The sequence below is a fragment of the Nonomuraea sp. NPDC050202 genome (assembly GCF_040656115.1).
Lineage (GTDB): Bacteria > Actinomycetota > Actinomycetes > Streptosporangiales > Streptosporangiaceae > Nonomuraea.
Genome location: NZ_JBFALF010000024.1, coordinates 73,188 through 91,801 on the forward strand (window position 1 = coordinate 73,188; position 18,614 = coordinate 91,801).

An 18,614-nucleotide genomic window follows, 5' to 3' on the forward strand; every position below is an offset into this window, starting at 1 on the left:
GGGACATATGGGGGATGATCTTGACTACGTTTCCCCTGTTCAGGACCCGATTCAGGGGCCACTAGCCCATGACGGTCATGGCTTCAGCCGTGGCGCTGCTCCGTAGCCGCTCCCATCCCTGAACGGACCGCGCACGTCTGACGCCCTCGCCGCATAGGTCATCGGGATCTGGCAGACCAGCGATACGGCAAGATGATCGGCCTGTACTCTCCGAGTCGGCCAAATCCGCTAGCAGAAATGATCACTAACCCCGACAATTCCATGTGTGGAGACATATGTCGGAGTCACCGACGGCGACTGGTATCGCTTCCTGGCGGCGCGCCCGACCTTGACGGAGGCAAACTTCTGGCGCCCCTCAGGTAGCACAAGCTTCCGCGCGCTGCGTCCCGGCGAGCCGTTCTTCTTCAAGACCCACCATTCGAGCAGGCACGCGGTCAGTGGCTTCCCATACAACCGAGTGGTCGGCGGCGGCTTTTTCGAGGCCTTCGAACCACTACCTCTTTCGGAGGCATGGAAGATCTTTGGCGAGGCCAACGGCGCCGACAGTTGGGAGCAGATGCGGGAGCGGATCAGCAAGTATCGTCGACGCCCCATCGCCGCAGGTGAGGACCCGGTCATCGGCTGCATCCTGCTTCGCGACACTCGGTTTTTCAACGCTCCCGCGGACCCACCCCCTGACTTCGCTCCCAACATCGTTCAGGGCAAGGGTTACGACATGTCCACCGACTCATACGCCGACTACTTCAACGACCTCGTAGCCCGCCTGGTCGGAGACGACACTGTCGACGCGTCATTGCCGTGGCGGCGCGAGGGCCCGGTCTTCGGTGACGCTCGTCTGGTCCCGCAGCGTCTTGGCCAACGTGCGTTCAAGGCTGTGGTCCTCAACGCCTACGGGCGGCGCTGCGCCATCACCGGCTCCACGATCCGCCCGGTGCTGGAAGCGGCCCATATTCGCCCGGTATCACGCGGGGGCGAGCATCGCTTGGACAACGGCATCCTGCTGCGCTCGGACGTGCACACCTTATTCGATCAGGGGTATCTCGCCATCGATCCGAACCATCGGCTGCTGGTCAGCCCGCGCTTACGCCAAGAGTTCGGTGACGGCGAGGAGCTCTACCGGCATGCGGGGAGTAGAGTCGCCACGCCTGATAATGCAGCCGACCGACCCAGTCAGGCATTCCTGGGATGGCACCTAAGTGAGGTGTTCCTCGCAACGTAGGGACCCACGAGGAAGTCCCTCACGTGAGTCATGTTTATGGCTATATGCGAGATTTGCCCTCTGCGGGCACGTGCTATCGACCTCGCTTCGACCCCCTGCGCAGACCGCGATGGCGTCAGCCGCGGGTGGGCATGCGATGATTTGGCGGCCATGTCAGCCGATGCAATCTGGCCCGACCACTTTCAACCCCGGACTGGGGCGGGCGGGACGTCCAGCCAGGGAGACCACCATGGCGCGGGACATTTCCAACCGACCCACGAACCTGGCCGAGGTGGCGATGGCCCGCTCCATGGTCAGCTCGAACACGGAGCATGTCCGTGACTCATGCGGACGACGGCGCTCTCGATGTGCGTCAGGCTCGTGCCGAGCATCCCGCCTGTCGGCGATCAACTCCTCCCGCTCGGGCTCATTAGGCGGACGCGCGGGTGCGGGAGCGACGCTCGTGCGGGCAGGCGGCGAAAGGCACACGCGCCTATGACTGGGCAGTGGTCGCGATGATCGGCGCGTCGGCCTGTCGGTCATCCAGGGCACCCGCGCCTCCGGCGCCGGGGCGATCCTCGCGGTCGCCCCGCAGGAGTCCAAGCACGAGCTGGCCACGAAGGTCAACGCGCCGCACACCATCACCCGAAGCAGGTCCTGGGGCCATTCACGAGCTCACCGGCGGCGCGGACTTCGACTACGGCTCCGAGGTGGTCAGCAGTCGGCCATGGCCAGAGCGCCCTGGACGGCGACGTCATCGTGCTTGAGGGCGGACGCGCTCGAGGTAGACCAGCCCGTACAGGGAGGGAGGTGGGACGTGCGGCATGCCTTCCCTACTTCGCCAAGCTCCACAAGGCCGGCAAGCTGGACCTGCAGTCGACTGTCAGGACTCGCATCTCCTGGCGGACCTGAACGACTCGGTGGAGGCCCTGCGGGGCGGTAAGGTCCTCCTCCAGATCGTCGTCATGGATTGATCCCTTCGACGCGCCGCAGGGAAATCATCCTGGTATGGCGCGCAAACACCCGCATATGACACCGTCCGCCTTCGTCCGACTGCTCCGCAGACACAGTGGTGGGCCGCTCCGCCTCGAAGGCGCGACCATCACGGGCGACCTCGATCTGACCGGGCAGGTGCTCGACTTCGATCTCGAACTCCTCGGCTGCCTCGTCCACGGCAACCTGATCCTGGACGGCCTCACCGGTCACTCGATCAACGTGTCGGGCAGCCGGATGGGTGCCGTTCAGGGACTCCGGCTCAGGCTGAGCTCCGACTTCTCGCTGCGGCGGGCGCAGATCGGCTCGGCCGGTGTCCCCAATCCGCTGACCGACCACCGGACGCGAAGCGTCGGAGACGCCGTGGTCGCGCCGTACCGGGTACCGCGACACGATGCGGCACCATCGGCCGTGCTGCAGCTCAGCGACGCGCGCATCGACGGCGACCTAGTGCTCAGCGAGACGACGCTGGCCTCGTCCGGGCAATGGTCGCTGTTCGCCGACCAATTACAGGTGGGCGGCTCGATCACGGGGACGAACCTGATCGCGGCCGGCGCGCTCTATGTGCGCAGCGCGAGAGTGGGTGGCGCGTTCTACCTGAACGGCGCGGAGATTGCCGGTCTCGAGGCCAGCGTGGCGGATATCGGTCGTGGGCTTTACGCCGACTGGGGCTTCGTCTCCACCGGGCAGGTACGGCTACGCAGCGCCCAAGTCGGTATCCTGGTGACCTTTCACGACGCCGTGACCAGCAGCCTCAACCTCGCCCGGCTGCACACGCCAAGACTGCGTCTGGACTTCCGCGAACCGCCCAAGGGGCGCGTCGTGCTGCGCGACGCACAGGTCGACTCATTCGTGGACTCCCCCGAGCGCTGGCCGGAGCCCGGCAACCTAGACTTGGAGGGTTTTTCGTACCGGCGACTCGCCGAGAGCCCCGGCATGGACTACCGGGAGCGCCTGCGCTGGCTGAGCCTGGACAGCCACAGCGGGCCAAGCGCATTTGAGCAGCTGGCACAGTACTACACGCGCATCGGGGATGAGCGCTCCGCCCGCCTGGTGCGTCAGGCCAGGCAGCGCCGCATGCGGCGGGGCGACAAGCCGCCGGCCAAGGTATGGGGCGCGCTACAGGACGTCCTCTTCGGGTACGGCTACGCTCCGGGGCGCGCGTTGGCCTGGTTGCTCGTCTTGGTGACGGCCGGGAGCCTGTGGTTCGCAGCGCGGCCACCACGCGCCGTCAGGAAGGACAGCCCCACCTATGATCCAGTCCTCTACACCCTTGACCTCATCGTGCCCATCGCGAACCTGGGCCAGCGCACCGCCTGGGACCCGGTAGGTATCGACAAGGGAGTTGCCGTGGCGTTGATCCTCTCGGGCTGGCTGCTGGCGACGGCAGTGATCGCGGGAGTCGGGCGGCTGCTCAACCGCGGTTGAGCCTCAGCCCGCACGCTCTCCGCCATCAAGCCTTACAGTTCCCCGGACGTAGAGCCTTCCCGGAGAGAGCGCCGGGCGCACGACCTTCTTGGGAGGGAGACTGTCCACGACGTCTTTCAACCCCTCTATTGCCTCCTGGAACGTCTCCCAGAAGTCCAGCCACGCATCCATAATGTCCGGCTTCTCGGGGGAAACACGGCCGAGCATGACGAGTTTACTGTGCTGCTTGATCATTGCCCTCCGTGCGGCCTCGATGTTGTCGAAATCAGCGCCCATCTGTTGCGGCTGGACCGTATCGAGCGCCATGAAGAGCCAATCGACCTCCGCCTCGATCTGCTCACGGTGGTCGAGGAGCTCTACCGGACTCGCAATCAGGCCTACAATGTTCTCGCACCGGTCTCGCGCATAGGCCAAGGCGTCGTCGTAGCTGATGGGGTCCGGGGGCGGCTCGGCCATCGGGTGTACCGGTTCACTTTGTGAGCAGGCGGATAAGGAGGCACCGCAGCTTCTCGGCTTCCCGGTGGCCTTTCTCGAACTCCTCCAGCGGCGTGCGCGCCTGCCCCGTCTCCATGATCAGTCTCCTCAACTTCGCGACCTGGGACGGCACGCGGCGCGGATAGTCATGCGGCGGAGGTCTCGTGCTATCAAGGCAGCGGATGAGCGAGGCAGCGCTTCTCTTGAACGCCAACCAACCTGTCTTGGCGAAGTTGGTCCGCTCCAGTTCTTTCCGCAAATCGTCCCAGGTCGAATCGACCGACGGAGCGCGCCCAGGTTCCGATTTTGCCGCTGGTTTCAGTCGTGGCTCCGCTGCGGCTCCACCGCCCACGATTCCGGACGGCCCGAAGCCCTGAATGTCCCCGTCCGGCATAGCGAATGGCAGGGTGCTCAAGATTCGCGAAGCCAGCCGGAGGAACCACCACCTTTTCTCATCCCATTCGTTTCCCCGTCCCGTGAACATCAGGGAGCAGGCGATGAGCGATAATCGCAGCTGCCGCTTCCAATCTGGATTCGCGCCCTTGCCTGTCAGCCATTCCATGGCTGCCTCGTCGAACGCTTCGACCAGTTCGACGAGCTCACCTGGCAGTTGCCCGCCGTTTCGCGGCCCGTCGGCGATCAGATCGATCAGGAGGTCCTTCTGGGCCTTGGTGAGCTCTGACAGATGTGGCGCCACCAGGGTGAGAAAGAGCTGGGTGACGTCCCGCGACAGTGGGGCGCTCTCTGAGTAGCGATCGAGGTCGATCAGCGCGAAGTCATCGGACTCGTCGTCCGGCATGAGCACGTTGCCCGGGTGCAGGTCGCCGTGAGCGCGGCCGAAGAACACATGCTCGATCGGGGTCGAGGAGACCTCGTGATCGGTGTACACCAAGGTGAACGGGTTAGGCAGATCACGCGGCTCCTCCTGCATCCTCAGCATGGTGAATCTCCGCTGATGAAGGTTCCAGCGTGTGGCGAATCTGTGTACCTTGCCGTCCGGTTCCACCCGGGCGCCGAGATTCATGCGCAGGAAGTCGCGTACAGTGAGGCCATCCTCCGTCTTGGACGTCCGAAAATCCGGATTCCAATCCTTGAGCACCGACCTGACGACCGCCTTGAACTTGAGCCGAGCCGAGGCGGAGCTCAACTCAGAGTCCGACATGGGCACCCAGGAGTCCAGATCATCACCGGCCACGCGTTGGATCAGCAGCTTGCCGAATCCGGGCATGGGAATGGTGACCGATTGGCGGATCAGGTGTACTCGAAAGCTCTCTGGGGAGTTCGTCCACACATCCTCGGCGTCGCCTGGCTCCTCCTCCTCGCCCCCGGGCGGGGAGTACTTGACGATGAGCCTTTCCAACCCCGGCTCGCCGGGCAGGCCGTACATGTTGACGGATGCCAGCCGGGCGCCGCTCAGCCCCGCCGCCAATTCTTTGTCCAGCTTGGCTGTCCGCGGGCTCACCCATCCGTCAAGAACCTGCGCCGCGTCGGCACCGAGAGCATTTTCGAACCGCTGTGGTTCCTTGAGCGCTCGGTACTTCATGGAGACCTGCCCGGGCGACCAGTGTTCCAGTGAACTCTAAACGCCAGCGTCCCATCCGTTCGCACTGTTGCCAACGCCCCAATACGTCGTCCCGGGATTGTCGTGACCCTTCGCCAGGATGCGCGCGTGAAAAGCGGGGTGAGACGGCTTCCTCACCGTGGTCTAGGTGTAGCCAGGTACTCCAGCCGCACTTATCGATCTTCGAGTTGTCGTCGCTGGTAGCGGCTTTGTCGGGCACGGGTTTGATGGCGTCGTCAGTGTGACCAGTGCAGGATGTGGGTCTTCGTCGATGACTGGCCGGGTCAGTTGGGCGAAGAGACGGCGGATCTCGTTCACGGAGATCGTGATGAGTTGGTCAGTGCTGGTGGGCGGGTTCGGGCTTGAGGGCTGCCCGGATGACAGCGAGGAAGACCAAGGCAGTGCATCGGCCGCCGGGCAACTAATGAAAGCGACCCGCATGCTTCAGCTTCACGACAGCATGAACATATCCAGTGCCAGCAGGCATACGAGGTGTACGTGAGAGGAGGGGTTAGGTAATGTCCGGGGCGTGCGCCCAGATATTCGCCGACTGTCTGCCGCCGCGGTGCTCGTCTCTGTCACGGTTGTGACGGGTTGCACGGGGGACTCCGACAAGCCGACCTTGGAGGAGGCCACGAAACAGCTCATCGCGGACGGCGACAAACTGCTGGCATCTCGCGAAGTAGCCGCTTCCGGAAAAGTGGCAGTGACGGAACGAGCAGACAAGGATACGGAATCGGGCTGCGTGGCTGGCCACGTGCAGCGATTCTTCCGGGCTCAGGGAGATCTCTCCGGTCCGCCTGACGTGCACATGCCGTTCAACTCCGCCGGCTTGATGGAGAGCGCGCTGGAGTTCATGGGCTACGACTCGGTCGTGAACGACCGGGATCTTCGGGATGCGAACCTGGGCGTGTCCGTCGTACACAACCCCAAGACGGGACTGACCTTTACTTTGACCGTCCGCAACGGCCAGAAGCCCAATATCATGATCGTCGGCAAGACCAGTTGCTACGCTCGCAACCGCTGACCCACCACGTTCCGTCAGGGTAGCTGAGCCGCCTCCTTGCGAAGAAGATCGGCCTGTTTTCGGAGGCGGTCCGCAGTAGAAGTACAACTCTCTCGGAGTAGTTCGATCTCGCGCCGCAACTGTGCGGCCTGGGTGTTGAACCGACCTGCGGCGGGCCCTTTCCAGAACGCATCAACGGTCTGAGGGTTCGCCAGAGTGCCGACGAAGACGTCCTCCAGATTCTTGGCATACCGCGTAAGGGTGGTGGCGAGCGTCTCCTTGTCCATGGCCTGCCTGAGCAGTTGGGTCGAGTCGGGGAAGGACATGCTCAGCCTCCCCGCTGCTTCAGCGCCTCGGTCAGCGCCTTGGATAGCCTTCCATGAAACGCTTTGTCGATCATCTCTAGGTCCGTCTCCGTCAACGGTTTTTGCCTGTACCGCGCCAACGATTCGGTCACCCAGCGCACCTGGCTATCTACGATATCTTTGGTGACCTTCTCTGCAGTATCGGTTGTCTTTCCGTCGAAGTAGCCTGTGATCTGCTCTTTCAGGCCGTCTTTGAGCTCATCCTGTAGTCGATCTCGACCGGTCGCGGCTGAGGGGTTGGCGATGTCCGAGTATCGGTTGGAGAGCCAATCAACGTGCATTAGCATGACACCAGCGATCCAGTCGGCATACTCATCGTCGCTCCACTCCGCATGAGTCGAACCCCACAAAAGCAGATTCGCCGCTCCACCCGACAGAGCGCTGCGATATACGAATCCGGCGCGCATCTTTTCATCACTGTCGAACGGATGGAATCGGCCGATGTCCATCCTCATTGTGTATTCATGCCAGCCCTTAAACAGGGTGTCTGCTGCCGTCTTATCTTGCATCACAGCACCAAAGAACCGCGATGCGGTGGCAGCATCGAGCTTGTCCCACGGCGGCGGCGGATACAGCGATTTAAGTTTGGATGAAGACTCCTTTGCGTCTACCCGCGCGAGCTTGTCGAGGTAGGGCACCACGTTCTTAGCCAGCACCTGGCTGATCGGTGAGCCCTTATAGTTGGGAGGAGCCAATGCGGTGTGGACCCATTGGCCGCCAAGCCAGGGAGTGCCATCGGCACCTACGCCACTAATAATGTTGACCCAGGCTCGCTCACGTACGCGATCATCACCCGCGTCTGGTCTCATTGCCTTGTCCAGCACGCCGGCCAACCGCTTCTCGAAGTCGGGAAGGCCAGTTCGTCCGAACCGTCCGGGGTGCAGCAGCCCAGCCGCAGCGTCCTTGTTCTCAGCCAGCAGTGTTTGCAGCGCCTCCGGGTCCGCTTCATAGGCTTCCATCAGCACATTGAGGTTCCAGTTCGGGCCATCTGTGGACAGCGGACGGCGTAGTTCGCGAAGCGCGACCTGGTTGAGAAGCCTTCTCGAAGGTTTGGACATCGCGACAAGCGTTGTCAGCATCCCAGTATCGGTCGTCTCTATGAACTTGTTCCACTCCTGGCCCAGCCGTCCGGCACGCTCGGCGTTCGCGTAGGCCTCGGCCAGCGGGCCCAGACTCTCACGCCCCTGCTGAAGGACAGAAGGCGGGAGTCCGTTGTTCATGGCCGCGGTTCCCTTGTCCTTCATCCAGTGCATGAATAGCGCACGGAATCTGTCCGGCCCGAGGGCTGCCAGCAAGGACGCTGCGTAGGCGGGATCGTTCAGCTTCCCCTTCGTCACCGCCACGGCTGCCATCACTTCACGCCAACTCTTCACCGAGTTCTCGACGTCATGCTTCTTGAGGGCCGCGGCAATAGGCGCGGCGTCAGCCTTCCCTTGCCGGGCGGCTTCCGCTTCGTTGTTGAACGTCAAGACTCCGCTCAACAGACCGTTTCCCGAGCTCGGGACCATCTGCTTGAGCGTGTCAATCCGCCATTTGAGATCGCGCTGCGTGTCATCGAAGAACGCCCAGGACCGATGCATGGCGGCCGCTCCTTGCTGACCAGTCCACGATGCGCCTGCCTCTGCGATAGCCGCTTCGAGTCCCGGTCGTGTCTGGGCCAGCACGTTCTTGCCGGTGGTCAACTGGTGCATCAACCGCTCTGCCCCGCTGGGGTCGATCCCGACGAACTCCCCCATGAACCCTCCCAGAGGGTGTGGTTACAAGGCAGGAGTTAAGCACACTGGCCAATCCCGGTAAATGCCCCATGCGCCTCTATAAGCAACCGGAATTACACTCACTTGGTAGGGGAGGGTCGAAAATCGGCATCGCGATCCGTCTAGGTGCAAAATCGGCGAAACCCCTGCTCTGTGGCCCGGAGCTCAGCTCGTCGTCTCCCGATCCTCTCCGTGGCCTGCCGTTGATGCGCTATCCGTAAAGCAGGTGGCATGCGCGGTTACGGACGCGGAACTCAGGACGGGACGGTGGGAACAGTTCGTCACACTTCGCGGCGATCAGCGGCGCCCACTGCTTCTTGCTGCTGTCTTCCCGATCGATACGCCTGGGTTCTTCCTCACGATCAACACGAGTCGGCGTCTTCCTGCGCGGGGCAACGGGGACGTTCTCGGGACGCTTACGCGGCGCAGCGGAGGTCGCCGATCGATGAGGGCGTCGGGACGATATCGCGTGTCCCTTGGATGCCTTGGTACCTGAGTTCGGCGTCGCCGAGGGTGGCGGCGTGCGAGGCACCAGTGTGGACGGCAAGGGCGAGGCGAGCACGGTCGGCCGCTCAGCACCGCTTAGCCGCGGCGTCGGCATCGTGGCGGGGTTCATTCGAGGAAGGGCGCTGTCGGTGCCCCACGTACTCGACCAGATGCCGAAGCCTACGCAGGCCAGGAAGCCCGCGATGAGCGCTGACCGGGTCAGGCGATCTCGGTTTCGCGTGATCGATCTGTTTGGCGGGGCTGGGGTTGAGTACTTTCGCCAAGAGAGGGAGTCGGCCTCGGTGTGAAGCCGAGGCCGAAGCGGCATTCCATACGGTGGCCGCCGCAGCGGGCGGGGCTCTCTGGACGACGGAGCGGCGTGGTCATGGTCTTCGTGCATGGCCCTCCTCTCTCGCTGCGCGTGCATGTCAGCGTGGCGTAGCGGGTCAGCGTTTAGCAGGAACGACGCGGCATGGCGAGCCGCGGGAAGAGAATCGGCCCCGGTGGACCCGAGACCGAAGGCGGATAAGCGCGGACTATGCGTCCAGGACATTGTTGATCTTGCTATTAATCTGTTCTTGCTGACCGTCGATGCATTTGGCGTAGACCCGCAGGAGCACGTCGACGCTGTGACCGGCGCGTTTGGCGACCTCTGGGGCTGGGACACCTGCGTTCAACCAGAGCGAGACCGCAGCGTGGCGCAGGTCGTACGGACGAGCGGCCAGCGACGAGGCGATTTGTTCGGGGGTGAGCGCGAGCTTGCGGGCCTCCTGCCAGACGTAGGAGTGCGCCGAACTGGAGTAGGAGCCGCCGGTGCTCGTGGCGAAGATCCTGCCGTCCTTGGCGGTGCCGTACGTGGCGATGTGCTCGCGGAGCATGCCGACCAGGACGGGCGGAATCGGAATCTCTCGCGTCTCCTTGTCCGCGCGGTGCTTCAGGCTGCGCGACTCATGGGTTTCACCAGAGTTGGTCCAGCGCTTCGTCCCCTGGGGGCGGGCCTTCTCCAGGACGATGAGGCCCCAGCCAGTCTCTGGCAGCGTGCAGTTTCCCAGCCGCAGGTCGGCTGCCTCCTCCGGCCGGAGGGCGGCGTAATAGATGGAGGCGAACAGCGCTTGGAGCCGCGCGCCACGCTTGCGCCCCACCTTGGGGACGGCGTCGAGCAGGCGGCGTGCCTGGGCCGGGTTGACCACCGTGCGGGGATCGATGACCGTCACGGCCTTGGGCGCCGACCATTTGATCTCATCCAGCGGGTTGCTGCTGAACACCTTGTGCTCGACCGCGTGCTCCAGGAGGTGATGCAGAATGGCGCGCTTGCGCCGTACCGTGTTCGCCCCCGCCGAAACACCGGCGAAGGTGACCGAAATGGCGTCCAGCGCGGCCCGAAGGACGTGCGCCTCTCCCAGCGCCGACAGCGGAAGGGATGCCCTCTCCAGCCAGCTCAACGCCGCGGCCTGTGCCGCAGTGAGGTCGGCGCGCCTGCTCTCTGGAAGGAGCACGTGAGTCCTGAGGACCTCGCGCAGTTCCTCTGCGGCGGGCCGGCGCGGCGTATCGGCCACCAAGGCAGGGATCAGCGTCAGAAACGCATACGCGTCCGTCTCGCGGGTCCGGGCTGCCGAGGTGTTCCAGCGCCGAAGCACGTACGCCTGGGCGAACTCCAGGAAGGACGGCCCGGAAGTCGCAGGCGCGAGCATCGACACTGGCAGGCCGCTGGCGACGTCGAACTCCTCCCCCGCTTTGGCCGCCTGCCGCAGGTCGGACACGAACGCGTTGGCTAGCCCCTTGGTCCGGAAGCTCTTCGACTTTTGCTTGCCGGCGACCCGCCAACGCGCGATGTAGGCGGGTGTGCCGCGATTGGTGCGCTGCTGGATCTGGCCGAGCTTCACGTCGTAGGTGGTCTTCACTTCCCCTCCCGCCGTGAGTCGAGCCAGGCCATGAGGTCGCTCCGCCAGACCCGGAGTTCGAGGTTGGGCAGTTGGACGCAGACCGGCGCACGGCCGAGCTCGCGCCAGCGGTAGAAGGTACGGCGGGAGACCCCGCCCAGCTCGGCGCAAACTTCCGGGACGGTCAGCAGCTCGTCACGGCGGCTCATTTGGCATCACCCGCCAGGTCCGGGACGCGAGATCCCGTGATCGCGGCGGCGATGATCTGGTCTCCGAGGCTGTAGCCCTTGCCTGCGTAGGTCCATTCGCTGATCACGAGGATCGTGTCCTCGTCGAAGAGGGGCAGGCGGCCTGTGGTGATCTCGTCGTCGCGAGCGTGCTGCTCGCGGGCGGCGCGGAGTTCGCCAAGGGTGGTGGAGTAGCGGCGGGATCGGGTGGAGAAGTGGCCGCGGAAGCCGAGCATGTGTGCCCAGTTGGCGAGGCGGAGCTCCGCCAGGTCGCCGATGGCGCCGAGGCGGAGGCATTCGGCGATCAGGCGCTTTGGGTGTTCACGGAGGTTGAATGCGTCGAGGTTGTCGAGGGGGTTGATGCGGCGGTCGAGGGTGCCGACACACTCGGCGGCTTTGGTCGCATACTTGGCGATGTAGCCGGCAACGGCCTGGTCGGTCAGATCGCCGTCGAGGGTGATGGGCCGGGTGTCGAGCTGGTCGCCCCAGCGCAGGATGCGTTCCGGCTGATCGTCGTAGGCAGGGACGGTGGCGCTGACGGCCTTGGCCGCGTACCGGACGACTTGCGTCAGGGCATCGGTGGTCGCCCAGGGCGGTGGCGGCGCGGTGGGACCGCCGGGGCCGTCGAGGCGGATGACGGCGTGGAAGTGGACGACGCCGCGGCGTTGGTATTCGGCGACCTTGGCGAAGGAGACCGTGAGGTGTTTGCGGAGGTTCGTGAGGGTCAGGCCGCCGAGCTTGGCCAGGCGGCGGCGTAGGGAGTCGGCGAAGCGCTTCCACAGCAGCGGGGCCAGTGCGTTGAACAGGACTGAGCCGGTGTAGTCATAGCACTCGGGGCACAGCGGTTCGCCCAGGTGGGGATCATCGGGGCGATGCTTGGCCGTGCAGGACATGACACGCCCGTGTGGGCAGGTTTCGGCGTCGCGGCGGGCGTGGCAGGGCAGGACCTTGCCGTTCTTCTCGCAGCGAGAGTGGACCGTTCCAAAACTGGGCGCCGTGAGGGTGACGAACAGCGTGGGATGGCTGGTGACGGTCTCGGGCACGCCTTTGCCGCCGATGAGGCCCGCGCGGATGAGGTGGTAGGTGTCTGCGCGGTAGATCTCCGCGCAGGCCGGGCAGCGGGAGGCGCGGCGGGTCTTGCAGGGCAGGCGGAGGATCCCATCGGGTTCGTGGCGGGTGGTGTAGCGGTGCAGGAGCCGGCCCGTGGCGCGGTCGTGGTATTCGACCTTGCCGCGCAGGTGGATGGGCTGGCGACAGCCGCCGGTGGCCCGGATTTGAGCGGCCCACCGGTCGTAGTCCGGTGCGTTGAGTCGGGCGATGACACCCGCGAGAACGTGCGGGTTGGTGGTGCATGCAGGCAAGATGGAAGCCTCCTTTCACTCGTTCGGGTGAGGGGATGGCCCCCGACCTGGCGTGTGTCTTGGCGGATGTGCGGCCAGGCCGGGGGCGCTGCGCGCTAGGCGCCGTGGTTGTCGATGCCGGTGCCCTCGCAGTCGCGGCAGCGGTTGCGGTCATTGTCGAGGCCGGTTCCGCTGCAGGTGCAGCAACGGTAGTGGATGACGTCGATCAAGGGCTGTTCACCTCCTTTGGCGCGGTGTCGTGGTCAGGTAGATGCGCCAGTGGGAGGGCTTGGCGCGGTCCGGATAGAGCCGTGAGACACCGGTGACGGTGAAGTTCAGGCGTAGGCGGAACAGCGCGTCGATGACTTCGGCGCGGGTGCCGTCGAGGCGAATGCGCATGGTCGCTTCTCCTGCTGGTCAGGTGGCGTGTGGCGGGTCGGGCTGGATGCAGCCGGAGTAGCTTCTTTCGGCGGCGTGGAGCGCCCGCGCGGCGGCCAGGACGGCCACGGCCCGGTACTCCACCGGCCCGAAGTAGACCGAGGTGGTGTAGTGGCCGTACGAAGAGTCCTCGAACTCGATGCCGGAGCCGACGTGGGCCGCGATCTCATCGATCTCCGCGCACATGTCGGCGTCGTTGTCGTGTTCCGGGAAGTGGTGGACGACGACGTGGGAGGATGCGGGCACCTCGGGGTGGGCCTCCAGGAAGGCGGCCAGGTCGAGCAGGCCGTTGATGAGGTCAGTGCGGCGGTCGTGGGTCATCGGGTGATCTCCTTTCTGGGTCAGGCGGTGCGTAGGGTGCGGAGCAGGTCCGAGGCGAGTTGGTTGGACACGCCCAGGCGGGCGCGCAGGGCGTCGCGGGTGATGGGCTTGCCGTGCTTGGCCTGGTGTTCGTCGGCGACACGGCGGGCGTAGTCGAGGAGTGCCGGTGCGGGACCGTCCTCCTGCTCGCCCTGGCGGTCGTCCTCGTCCTGCTCGTCGGTGGGGACGAGTTCCGGGACGGCGGACGGTGCCAGGACGGGTGAGGACGAGACTTCCAGGACCTCGCTTGGTTGCGGACGGGCGTGAGCGGCGCGGCGTTCGAGCATCGAGATGGCGAGCAGGAAGGCGCCCGCCGGGGTGGCGGCGCTGATCCAGCCCCAGACGGTCGGGGCTGCTTGGGCGAGGTTGGCGGCCAGGGACAGGACGATGCCTCCGACCAGGACCAGGACGGGCCAGGAGACCGGGCCGCGTGGTGCTCGGCCGGTCTTCTTGTCGCGTTGGCGTTCGCGGGCGGCCATGACGCAGGTCAGGTCGATGCAGACGGCGATGGCCCAGGACATCCAGCCGGTCTGGCCGTGCTCGGCGGCGGTGTCGCGGATGTGGGTGAACGATCCGGCGCCCGCGATGATGGCCAGGACGAGAACCGGGCCGGTGTCGAGCAGCCAGCAGGCCAAGCGTCGCATCGTCCCCTCCCTTCGGACTTCAGGCGTTAACGGCTTCGGGTAGGTGGCTGGTGATCTCGTCCCAGGACGGGGCGAGGTCGGCGTAGGTACGGGCGGCGTGTTCGGCGGCCTGCTCGGTGACGTAGAAGGAGCGGGCGCGGTACCACTGGCCGTCCTGGCCGGCGACGATGGCGACGCCAGGTGTCTCTGCGGGAATGGCGCGGGCGGAGACCAGGGCGGCCGGGTCGAGGTCGCCGAGGGTCATGGTGGCGGTCTCCGGGTCGTTGACCCGGTGGCAGATCCGGCCGGAGCATTGCGCCCGGAGCGCGGTGACGCCGGGGCCGAGGTCGGAGCCGATCCGTTGGCCGCAGCAGAACAGGTAGATGCCGAACGCCCGCCCGAGCTGCGCCACCCGCAGCAGCGCGGTCGAGGTCTTGGCGATCTCGTCCTTCTCGCTCTTGTCGGCCATCAGGTACAGCTCGGCCAGCTCGTCGACCAGGACCACGATCGGGACCGGACGGATGCCGGGCGGGAGTTGCCAGATGTTGCGGGCACCGGCCTGACGGCATACCCCCATCCGATCGACCATCAGGGCGACGAGGTCCTCGAGCAGCGCGACCGACTCGGCGCGCGAGGTGGCTAGCGCGGACAGGCGCGGGCTGTAGGGCGTGAACTCGACTCCGCCTTTGAGGTCAAAGCCGACCAGGGCCACGGGTTGCGGAGCCAGCCCGACGATCAATGCGTTGGCGAGGTTCGACTTCCCGGACTGCGTTGCGCCCGCGTTCAACCAATGCGGCACGGTCCGGAAGTCGATGAGCCAGGGCTTGCCGTTCTCCAGCCGTCCCACGGTGACCTTGAGCAGTTCCGTCGAGGCGGGCAGGTGCTCGACCTTGACCAGCGGGTCGCGCATGGTCGCCATCAGCACCACCCGCCCGGGCCTGGGCGAGGAGACGCGGATGGCGTGCACGCCCCAGGAGTGGGCCAGCTGTTCGGCGGCGTCGGCGTAGTCGCCGGGTGTCTGGCCTTCCAGGGTGTGCAGGGTGATGCGCCAGCCGTGCCGGGTGGGCAGCGGCAGCCACATGAACGGTTTGGTGTCCACGGCGATGCGCTGGAAGCGGCGCTTGACCTTCACGACGCCTGTGGAGGCGACCAGGCCCGGCACGGTGGTGAACCAGAAGCGTTGCCGCTTCTTGGTCAGGCCGCAGCCGAGGGCGACCCGCCTCCAGGACGCGCGTACGGACAGAGCGATGATCGGGAATCCGATCACCAGCCAGAACGATGGGTAGTGCCAGCGACGCCAGGCCCACAGCCCGGCCGCGACAGCGGCCAGGACTGCGAGCAGGGCGAGCGCGTCACGCATCGGCGGTCTCCCGCACGGGCAGGAGGGCAGAGGCGCGGTAGCTGATGCCCCACCGGCCGGCGATCTCCCAGACGTAGCCGAGCAGGCCGACCGGGTTGACCTGATCGCCGACGCCGATGGGCGGCTCTCCGGTGGTGGCGATCTTGACGAGCTCGATCCGGCCGAACTCGTCCTCTACAGAGACGGTGACCTCGAAGACGGTGTTGCCGTTCTTATCGGTCTTGATCTCGCCGGTGTCGCGGTTGAGCACCCGCGGACGCGGGGCTTTGACGCAGGTGATGGCGAGCTTGCTGACATCCACAGGGATCGGAACGGAACGCATGGGCAGTGACCTCCTTATTCGTCCTAGCCAACATAGTTAACCTAGTTGGCCCAGTTGTCAACGTCCTCTCGGTTGGCTTGGTTGTTGTTTCGTGGTGTGATGGACTGCGATGGTCGAGAAAACCGGGCGGCCCGGCTACCTCCAGATCGCCGACGATCTCCGAGCGCAGATCCGCGGCGGCTCTCTCGCGCCCGGCACTCCCCTGCCGTCCACCGCCCAACTTGCTGAGCAGTACGACGCTTCGCTGTCGGTGGTGAAGATGGCCGTCGGCATCCTGCGCAACGAGGGCCTGGTGATCGGCCAGCAGGGCAAGGGAGTGTTCGTTCGAGACACCGACGCCGCACCCGCCGGCGACCTCGCGAGCGAAGTCACCGAGCTGCGCTCCGCCGTTCGCGACCTGTCCCAACGCCTGGCGCGTGTCGAGGAGCAGTTGTCTACGTCCACGACACGCCCTTCCGGACGTAGCAGCCGGTAACCTTCCGCGCCAACGACGCCGACGCCCCGTTCGGGCGCTGACGCAGACTCAGAGCCTTGTCCTCCCGGCGGATGCCGATCAGGACCATGGTGTAACCCACCAGCAGCGTGACGCCGAGGACTCCGGCGACGATCAGCGGGATCGTGGTCATGACCAGATCACCCCCGCCGCGGCCAGGCCGCGCGGAGCCCGCGGGGGACGGCGGGTCTCGCCGCGCCGCTTGCCGCTCTTACGCTTGGCCGTCTGCTTTTTGAGCCAGCGGTCCCGGGCCCGGCACTTGCGGCAGAGCTCTCGTCCTTGGTCGAGGAGTGCTCCACACGCGCAGGCGGGCTCGGGGTAGATGTTGTGATTCATAGTGATCACCTCTCCTTTCGGTTGCTCCGGTGTTGCTGTGTGACACCGAGAATGCGACGGAGAGTTAGGACGAGATCACTACACGACGGGACATGTTCAAGACGTCCGGCCTACGATGTCCAGGTCCCCGGACGTCCCCGGAGCAGGTGAGATGGCGAACGAACGGCTACGTGCCGCCCTCCTACAGAAGGGCGTGAGCATCACCGACCTGGCCAACGCGATCCAAGTTGACCCCAAAACGGTCGAACGATGGATCACCAAGGGCCGCGCCCCCTACCGGAAGCACCGATTTGCGGTGGCTTCCTACCTCGATACCGAGGAGACCTACCTCTGGCCGGAGGCCCTGACCCGCGAACAAGTGGCCTCAGCCTCAGAGTCGGAAATCGTCACCGTCTACCCGCACCGCTGGGCCGTTCCCCGGGACGTGTGGGGACGTCTGTTCGCGAGCGCGTCCGAGGAGATCGGCGTGCTCGTCTACAGCGGGTTGTTCCTCGCTGATGACACAGGTCTGGTGCGCATGTTCGGCGAGAAGGCCGACGCCGGGGTACGGGTGCGCATCCTGCTCGGCGATCCGGACTGCGCCGAGGTGGCACAGCGGGGCAAGGACGAGGGTATCGACGACGGCATGGCCGCCAAGATCCGCAACGTCCTCGTCCTGTACCGGCCCCTGCAGGGACACGAGAACATCGAGTTCCGGCTACACGCCACGGTCCTGTACAACTCGATCTATCGCGCCGACGATCAGTTCCTCATCAACACCCACGTCTACGGCGTCCCGGCCGGGAACGCTCCAGTCCTGCACCTACGCAAAGTCCTAGGCGGCGACATGGTCGCCACCTACGCCGAGAGCTTCGAGCGCGTCTGGGACGGCGCACGACAGATAGGGTCCTGAGCCATGGCCAAGCGGATCGACTACTACGACGACCCCGACGCCCCGGCGCCCAACAGCCTGGTCCCGTCCGTGAACGTCATCGTCACCAACGCCGCAGACGAGATCCTGATGATCCGCCGCAGCGACAACGGCAACTGGGCCGTACCCGGCGGGGCGATCGACCTCGGCGAATCCATCCCACAGGCCGCCATCAGGGAAACGCACGAAGAGAGCGGCATCGTCTGCGAGATCACCGGCTTGGTCGGCACCTACAGCGACCCCCGGCACGTCATCCTCTACACCTCCAACGGCGAGGCCCGCCAGGAGTTCTCAATCGTCCTGACCGCCCGGGCAATCAGCGGGGAGCCGACGCCGAGCGACGAGTCCCGCGAGGTCCGCTGGATGCCCCGCGAGCAGGTCACCGAGCTGGAGATGGACCGCTCAATGCGAATGCGCATCGAGCACTACCTAGCCGGCACCGCCCTGCCGTACATCGGCTAGCGCCGCCTCCACCGCCCGTACAGCAGACAGGATGCACGGCGTCGAAGCGGTGATGGATCGGCTGACCAGGTGATCCGCGCCGTAGCGGGAATGGATCTCAGCTAGGCGTTCGGTGACGTCGAGATGCCGTCCGTCCGGGCCGGTGGTCATATCGCAGTAGGTGAGCGCCTGGACCAGCTCCGGCCGCTCCTCGTCGAACTCCCGCGTCAGCTCTATGAACAAGGACCGTTCAAGAGCCTCGTTCACCGCGCAGGAGTGATGTGCGACCAGGCGGCACAGCGTGTCGTCGGCCTGGTGGACATCACGGAGGTAGCGGGCACCGTCGAGGGGATGGAAGCCGGTCGACACCAGATCGGGGGCGTATCCGATGTCATGCAGGTAGGCGGCGGCGGTCAGGGTGTCGGCCTCGTCGCCAAGGATGGGCGCCAGCGACACGGCGCGAGCGGCTACCCCCTGGGTGTGCGCCCAGCGCCGCGGCAACGTCGTCTCCAGCAGGCCTTTGGCGAGGTCATGAGCCCATTCAGCTTGTCCCACATGCCCACGATAGGCACATGATGCCGGATTCGATCCAGAGCATCCGCCGGGACGTCCCAGGACG

22 protein-coding genes and 1 pseudogene are annotated in these 18,614 nt (G+C 65.5%); 7 read left to right on the top strand and 16 right to left on the bottom strand.

The features are described 5' to 3' along the window. Positions 1–265: 265 nt before the first annotated feature. The gene (locus AB0I79_RS42860) at positions 266–1,219 is read left to right on the top strand and encodes an HNH endonuclease (protein WP_357886031.1); all 954 of its coding nucleotides are present in this window, start codon (positions 266–268) and stop codon (positions 1,217–1,219) included. Positions 1,220–1,372: 153 nt separating this feature from the next. On the opposite strand, the pseudogene AB0I79_RS42865 reads toward AB0I79_RS42860, so the two are convergent. Beyond that, positions 1,373–1,516: pseudogene (locus AB0I79_RS42865) on the bottom strand (restriction endonuclease); the annotation flags it as partial. A 690-nt stretch (positions 1,517–2,206) separates the two neighbouring features. On the opposite strand from AB0I79_RS42865, the gene AB0I79_RS42870 reads away from it, so the two are divergent. After that, positions 2,207–3,619 (top strand): hypothetical protein, encoded by a 1,413-nt coding sequence (locus AB0I79_RS42870; protein WP_357886033.1) that lies wholly within the window; start codon positions 2,207–2,209, stop codon positions 3,617–3,619. 3 nt (positions 3,620–3,622) lie between these two features. On the opposite strand, the gene AB0I79_RS42875 is transcribed toward AB0I79_RS42870, so the two are convergent. Then, positions 3,623–4,075 carry a hypothetical protein gene (locus AB0I79_RS42875; RefSeq protein ID WP_357886035.1) on the bottom strand — a complete coding sequence of 151 codons (453 nt, stop codon included), beginning with the start codon at positions 4,073–4,075 and terminating at the stop codon, positions 3,623–3,625. A 13-nt stretch (positions 4,076–4,088) separates the two neighbouring features. After that, positions 4,089–5,636, bottom strand: coding sequence for a hypothetical protein (locus tag AB0I79_RS42880; RefSeq protein ID WP_357886037.1), 1,548 nt, complete (start codon positions 5,634–5,636; stop codon positions 4,089–4,091). A gap of 547 nt (positions 5,637–6,183) precedes the next feature. On the opposite strand from AB0I79_RS42880, the gene AB0I79_RS42885 reads away from it, so the two are divergent. Continuing rightward, positions 6,184–6,681: a hypothetical protein gene (locus AB0I79_RS42885; protein ID WP_357886039.1), complete on the top strand. Its 498-nt coding sequence runs from the start codon at positions 6,184–6,186 to the stop codon at positions 6,679–6,681. A 14-nt stretch (positions 6,682–6,695) separates the two neighbouring features. Here AB0I79_RS42885 and AB0I79_RS42890 read toward each other — a convergent pair whose 3' ends face one another. Both AB0I79_RS42890 and AB0I79_RS42895 read right to left on the bottom strand, forming a co-directional pair. Next, positions 6,696–6,986 (bottom strand): hypothetical protein, encoded by a 291-nt coding sequence (locus AB0I79_RS42890; protein ID WP_357886041.1) that lies wholly within the window; start codon positions 6,984–6,986, stop codon positions 6,696–6,698. Positions 6,987–6,988: 2 nt separating this feature from the next. Then, positions 6,989–8,761: a hypothetical protein gene (locus AB0I79_RS42895; protein ID WP_357886043.1), complete on the bottom strand. Its 1,773-nt coding sequence runs from the start codon at positions 8,759–8,761 to the stop codon at positions 6,989–6,991. Between the two features lie 494 nt (positions 8,762–9,255). On the opposite strand from AB0I79_RS42895, the gene AB0I79_RS42900 reads away from it, so the two are divergent. Beyond that, positions 9,256–9,573, top strand: a complete 318-nt coding sequence (locus AB0I79_RS42900) for a hypothetical protein (RefSeq protein WP_357886044.1) — start codon at positions 9,256–9,258, stop codon at positions 9,571–9,573. A 228-nt stretch (positions 9,574–9,801) separates the two neighbouring features. Here AB0I79_RS42900 and AB0I79_RS42905 read toward each other — a convergent pair whose 3' ends face one another. From AB0I79_RS42905 to AB0I79_RS42940, 8 genes are all read right to left on the bottom strand, one after another. Continuing rightward, positions 9,802–11,166: a tyrosine-type recombinase/integrase gene (locus AB0I79_RS42905; protein ID WP_357886046.1), complete on the bottom strand. Its 1,365-nt coding sequence runs from the start codon at positions 11,164–11,166 to the stop codon at positions 9,802–9,804. After that, positions 11,163–11,354 (bottom strand): helix-turn-helix domain-containing protein, encoded by a 192-nt coding sequence (locus AB0I79_RS42910; protein WP_357886047.1) that lies wholly within the window; start codon positions 11,352–11,354, stop codon positions 11,163–11,165. Before AB0I79_RS42910 ends, AB0I79_RS42905 begins: the two co-directional genes overlap by 4 nt. Next, positions 11,351–12,733 (bottom strand): replication initiator, encoded by a 1,383-nt coding sequence (locus tag AB0I79_RS42915; protein ID WP_357886049.1) that lies wholly within the window; start codon positions 12,731–12,733, stop codon positions 11,351–11,353. Before AB0I79_RS42915 ends, AB0I79_RS42910 begins: the two co-directional genes overlap by 4 nt. Positions 12,734–12,949: 216 nt before the next feature. After that, a complete protein-coding gene (locus AB0I79_RS42920; RefSeq protein ID WP_357886051.1) occupies positions 12,950–13,111 on the bottom strand; it encodes a hypothetical protein in 162 nt (53 codons plus the stop codon). An 18-nt stretch (positions 13,112–13,129) separates the two neighbouring features. Beyond that, entirely contained in the window at positions 13,130–13,471 is a 342-nt protein-coding gene (locus AB0I79_RS42925; RefSeq protein WP_357886053.1) for a hypothetical protein, read from the bottom strand. 20 nt (positions 13,472–13,491) lie between these two features. Further along, positions 13,492–14,154: a DUF2637 domain-containing protein gene (locus AB0I79_RS42930; RefSeq protein WP_357886055.1), complete on the bottom strand. Its 663-nt coding sequence runs from the start codon at positions 14,152–14,154 to the stop codon at positions 13,492–13,494. A 19-nt stretch (positions 14,155–14,173) separates the two neighbouring features. Further along, the gene (locus AB0I79_RS42935) at positions 14,174–15,493 is read right to left on the bottom strand and encodes an FtsK/SpoIIIE domain-containing protein (RefSeq protein WP_357886057.1); all 1,320 of its coding nucleotides are present in this window, start codon (positions 15,491–15,493) and stop codon (positions 14,174–14,176) included. Next, positions 15,486–15,815 (bottom strand): hypothetical protein, encoded by a 330-nt coding sequence (locus AB0I79_RS42940; RefSeq protein ID WP_357886059.1) that lies wholly within the window; start codon positions 15,813–15,815, stop codon positions 15,486–15,488. The genes AB0I79_RS42935 and AB0I79_RS42940 overlap by 8 nt, the downstream gene beginning before the upstream one ends. A 109-nt stretch (positions 15,816–15,924) precedes the next feature. On the opposite strand from AB0I79_RS42940, the gene AB0I79_RS42945 reads away from it, so the two are divergent. Further along, positions 15,925–16,290, top strand: coding sequence for a winged helix-turn-helix domain-containing protein (locus tag AB0I79_RS42945; RefSeq protein ID WP_357886061.1), 366 nt, complete (start codon positions 15,925–15,927; stop codon positions 16,288–16,290). On the opposite strand, the gene AB0I79_RS42950 is transcribed toward AB0I79_RS42945, so the two are convergent. Both AB0I79_RS42950 and AB0I79_RS42955 read right to left on the bottom strand, forming a co-directional pair. After that, positions 16,250–16,441: a hypothetical protein gene (locus tag AB0I79_RS42950; protein ID WP_357886063.1), complete on the bottom strand. Its 192-nt coding sequence runs from the start codon at positions 16,439–16,441 to the stop codon at positions 16,250–16,252. The two genes, AB0I79_RS42945 and AB0I79_RS42950, sit on opposite strands and share 41 nt — an antisense overlap. Next, positions 16,438–16,644 (bottom strand): hypothetical protein, encoded by a 207-nt coding sequence (locus tag AB0I79_RS42955; RefSeq protein ID WP_357886065.1) that lies wholly within the window; start codon positions 16,642–16,644, stop codon positions 16,438–16,440. The genes AB0I79_RS42950 and AB0I79_RS42955 overlap by 4 nt, the downstream gene beginning before the upstream one ends. A 151-nt stretch (positions 16,645–16,795) precedes the next feature. Here AB0I79_RS42955 and AB0I79_RS42960 point away from each other — a divergent pair, with 151 nt between their 5' ends. Further along, positions 16,796–17,536 carry an XRE family transcriptional regulator gene (locus AB0I79_RS42960; protein WP_357886067.1) on the top strand — a complete coding sequence of 247 codons (741 nt, stop codon included), beginning with the start codon at positions 16,796–16,798 and terminating at the stop codon, positions 17,534–17,536. A gap of 3 nt (positions 17,537–17,539) precedes the next feature. Continuing rightward, positions 17,540–18,016, top strand: a complete 477-nt coding sequence (locus AB0I79_RS42965) for an NUDIX domain-containing protein (protein ID WP_357886069.1) — start codon at positions 17,540–17,542, stop codon at positions 18,014–18,016. On the opposite strand, the gene AB0I79_RS42970 is transcribed toward AB0I79_RS42965, so the two are convergent. Continuing rightward, on the bottom strand, positions 17,984–18,550 hold the full coding sequence (locus AB0I79_RS42970; protein WP_357886071.1) for an HD domain-containing protein: 567 nt from the start codon (positions 18,548–18,550) through the stop codon (positions 17,984–17,986). The genes AB0I79_RS42965 and AB0I79_RS42970 overlap by 33 nt on opposite strands. Positions 18,551–18,614 lie beyond the last annotated feature (64 nt).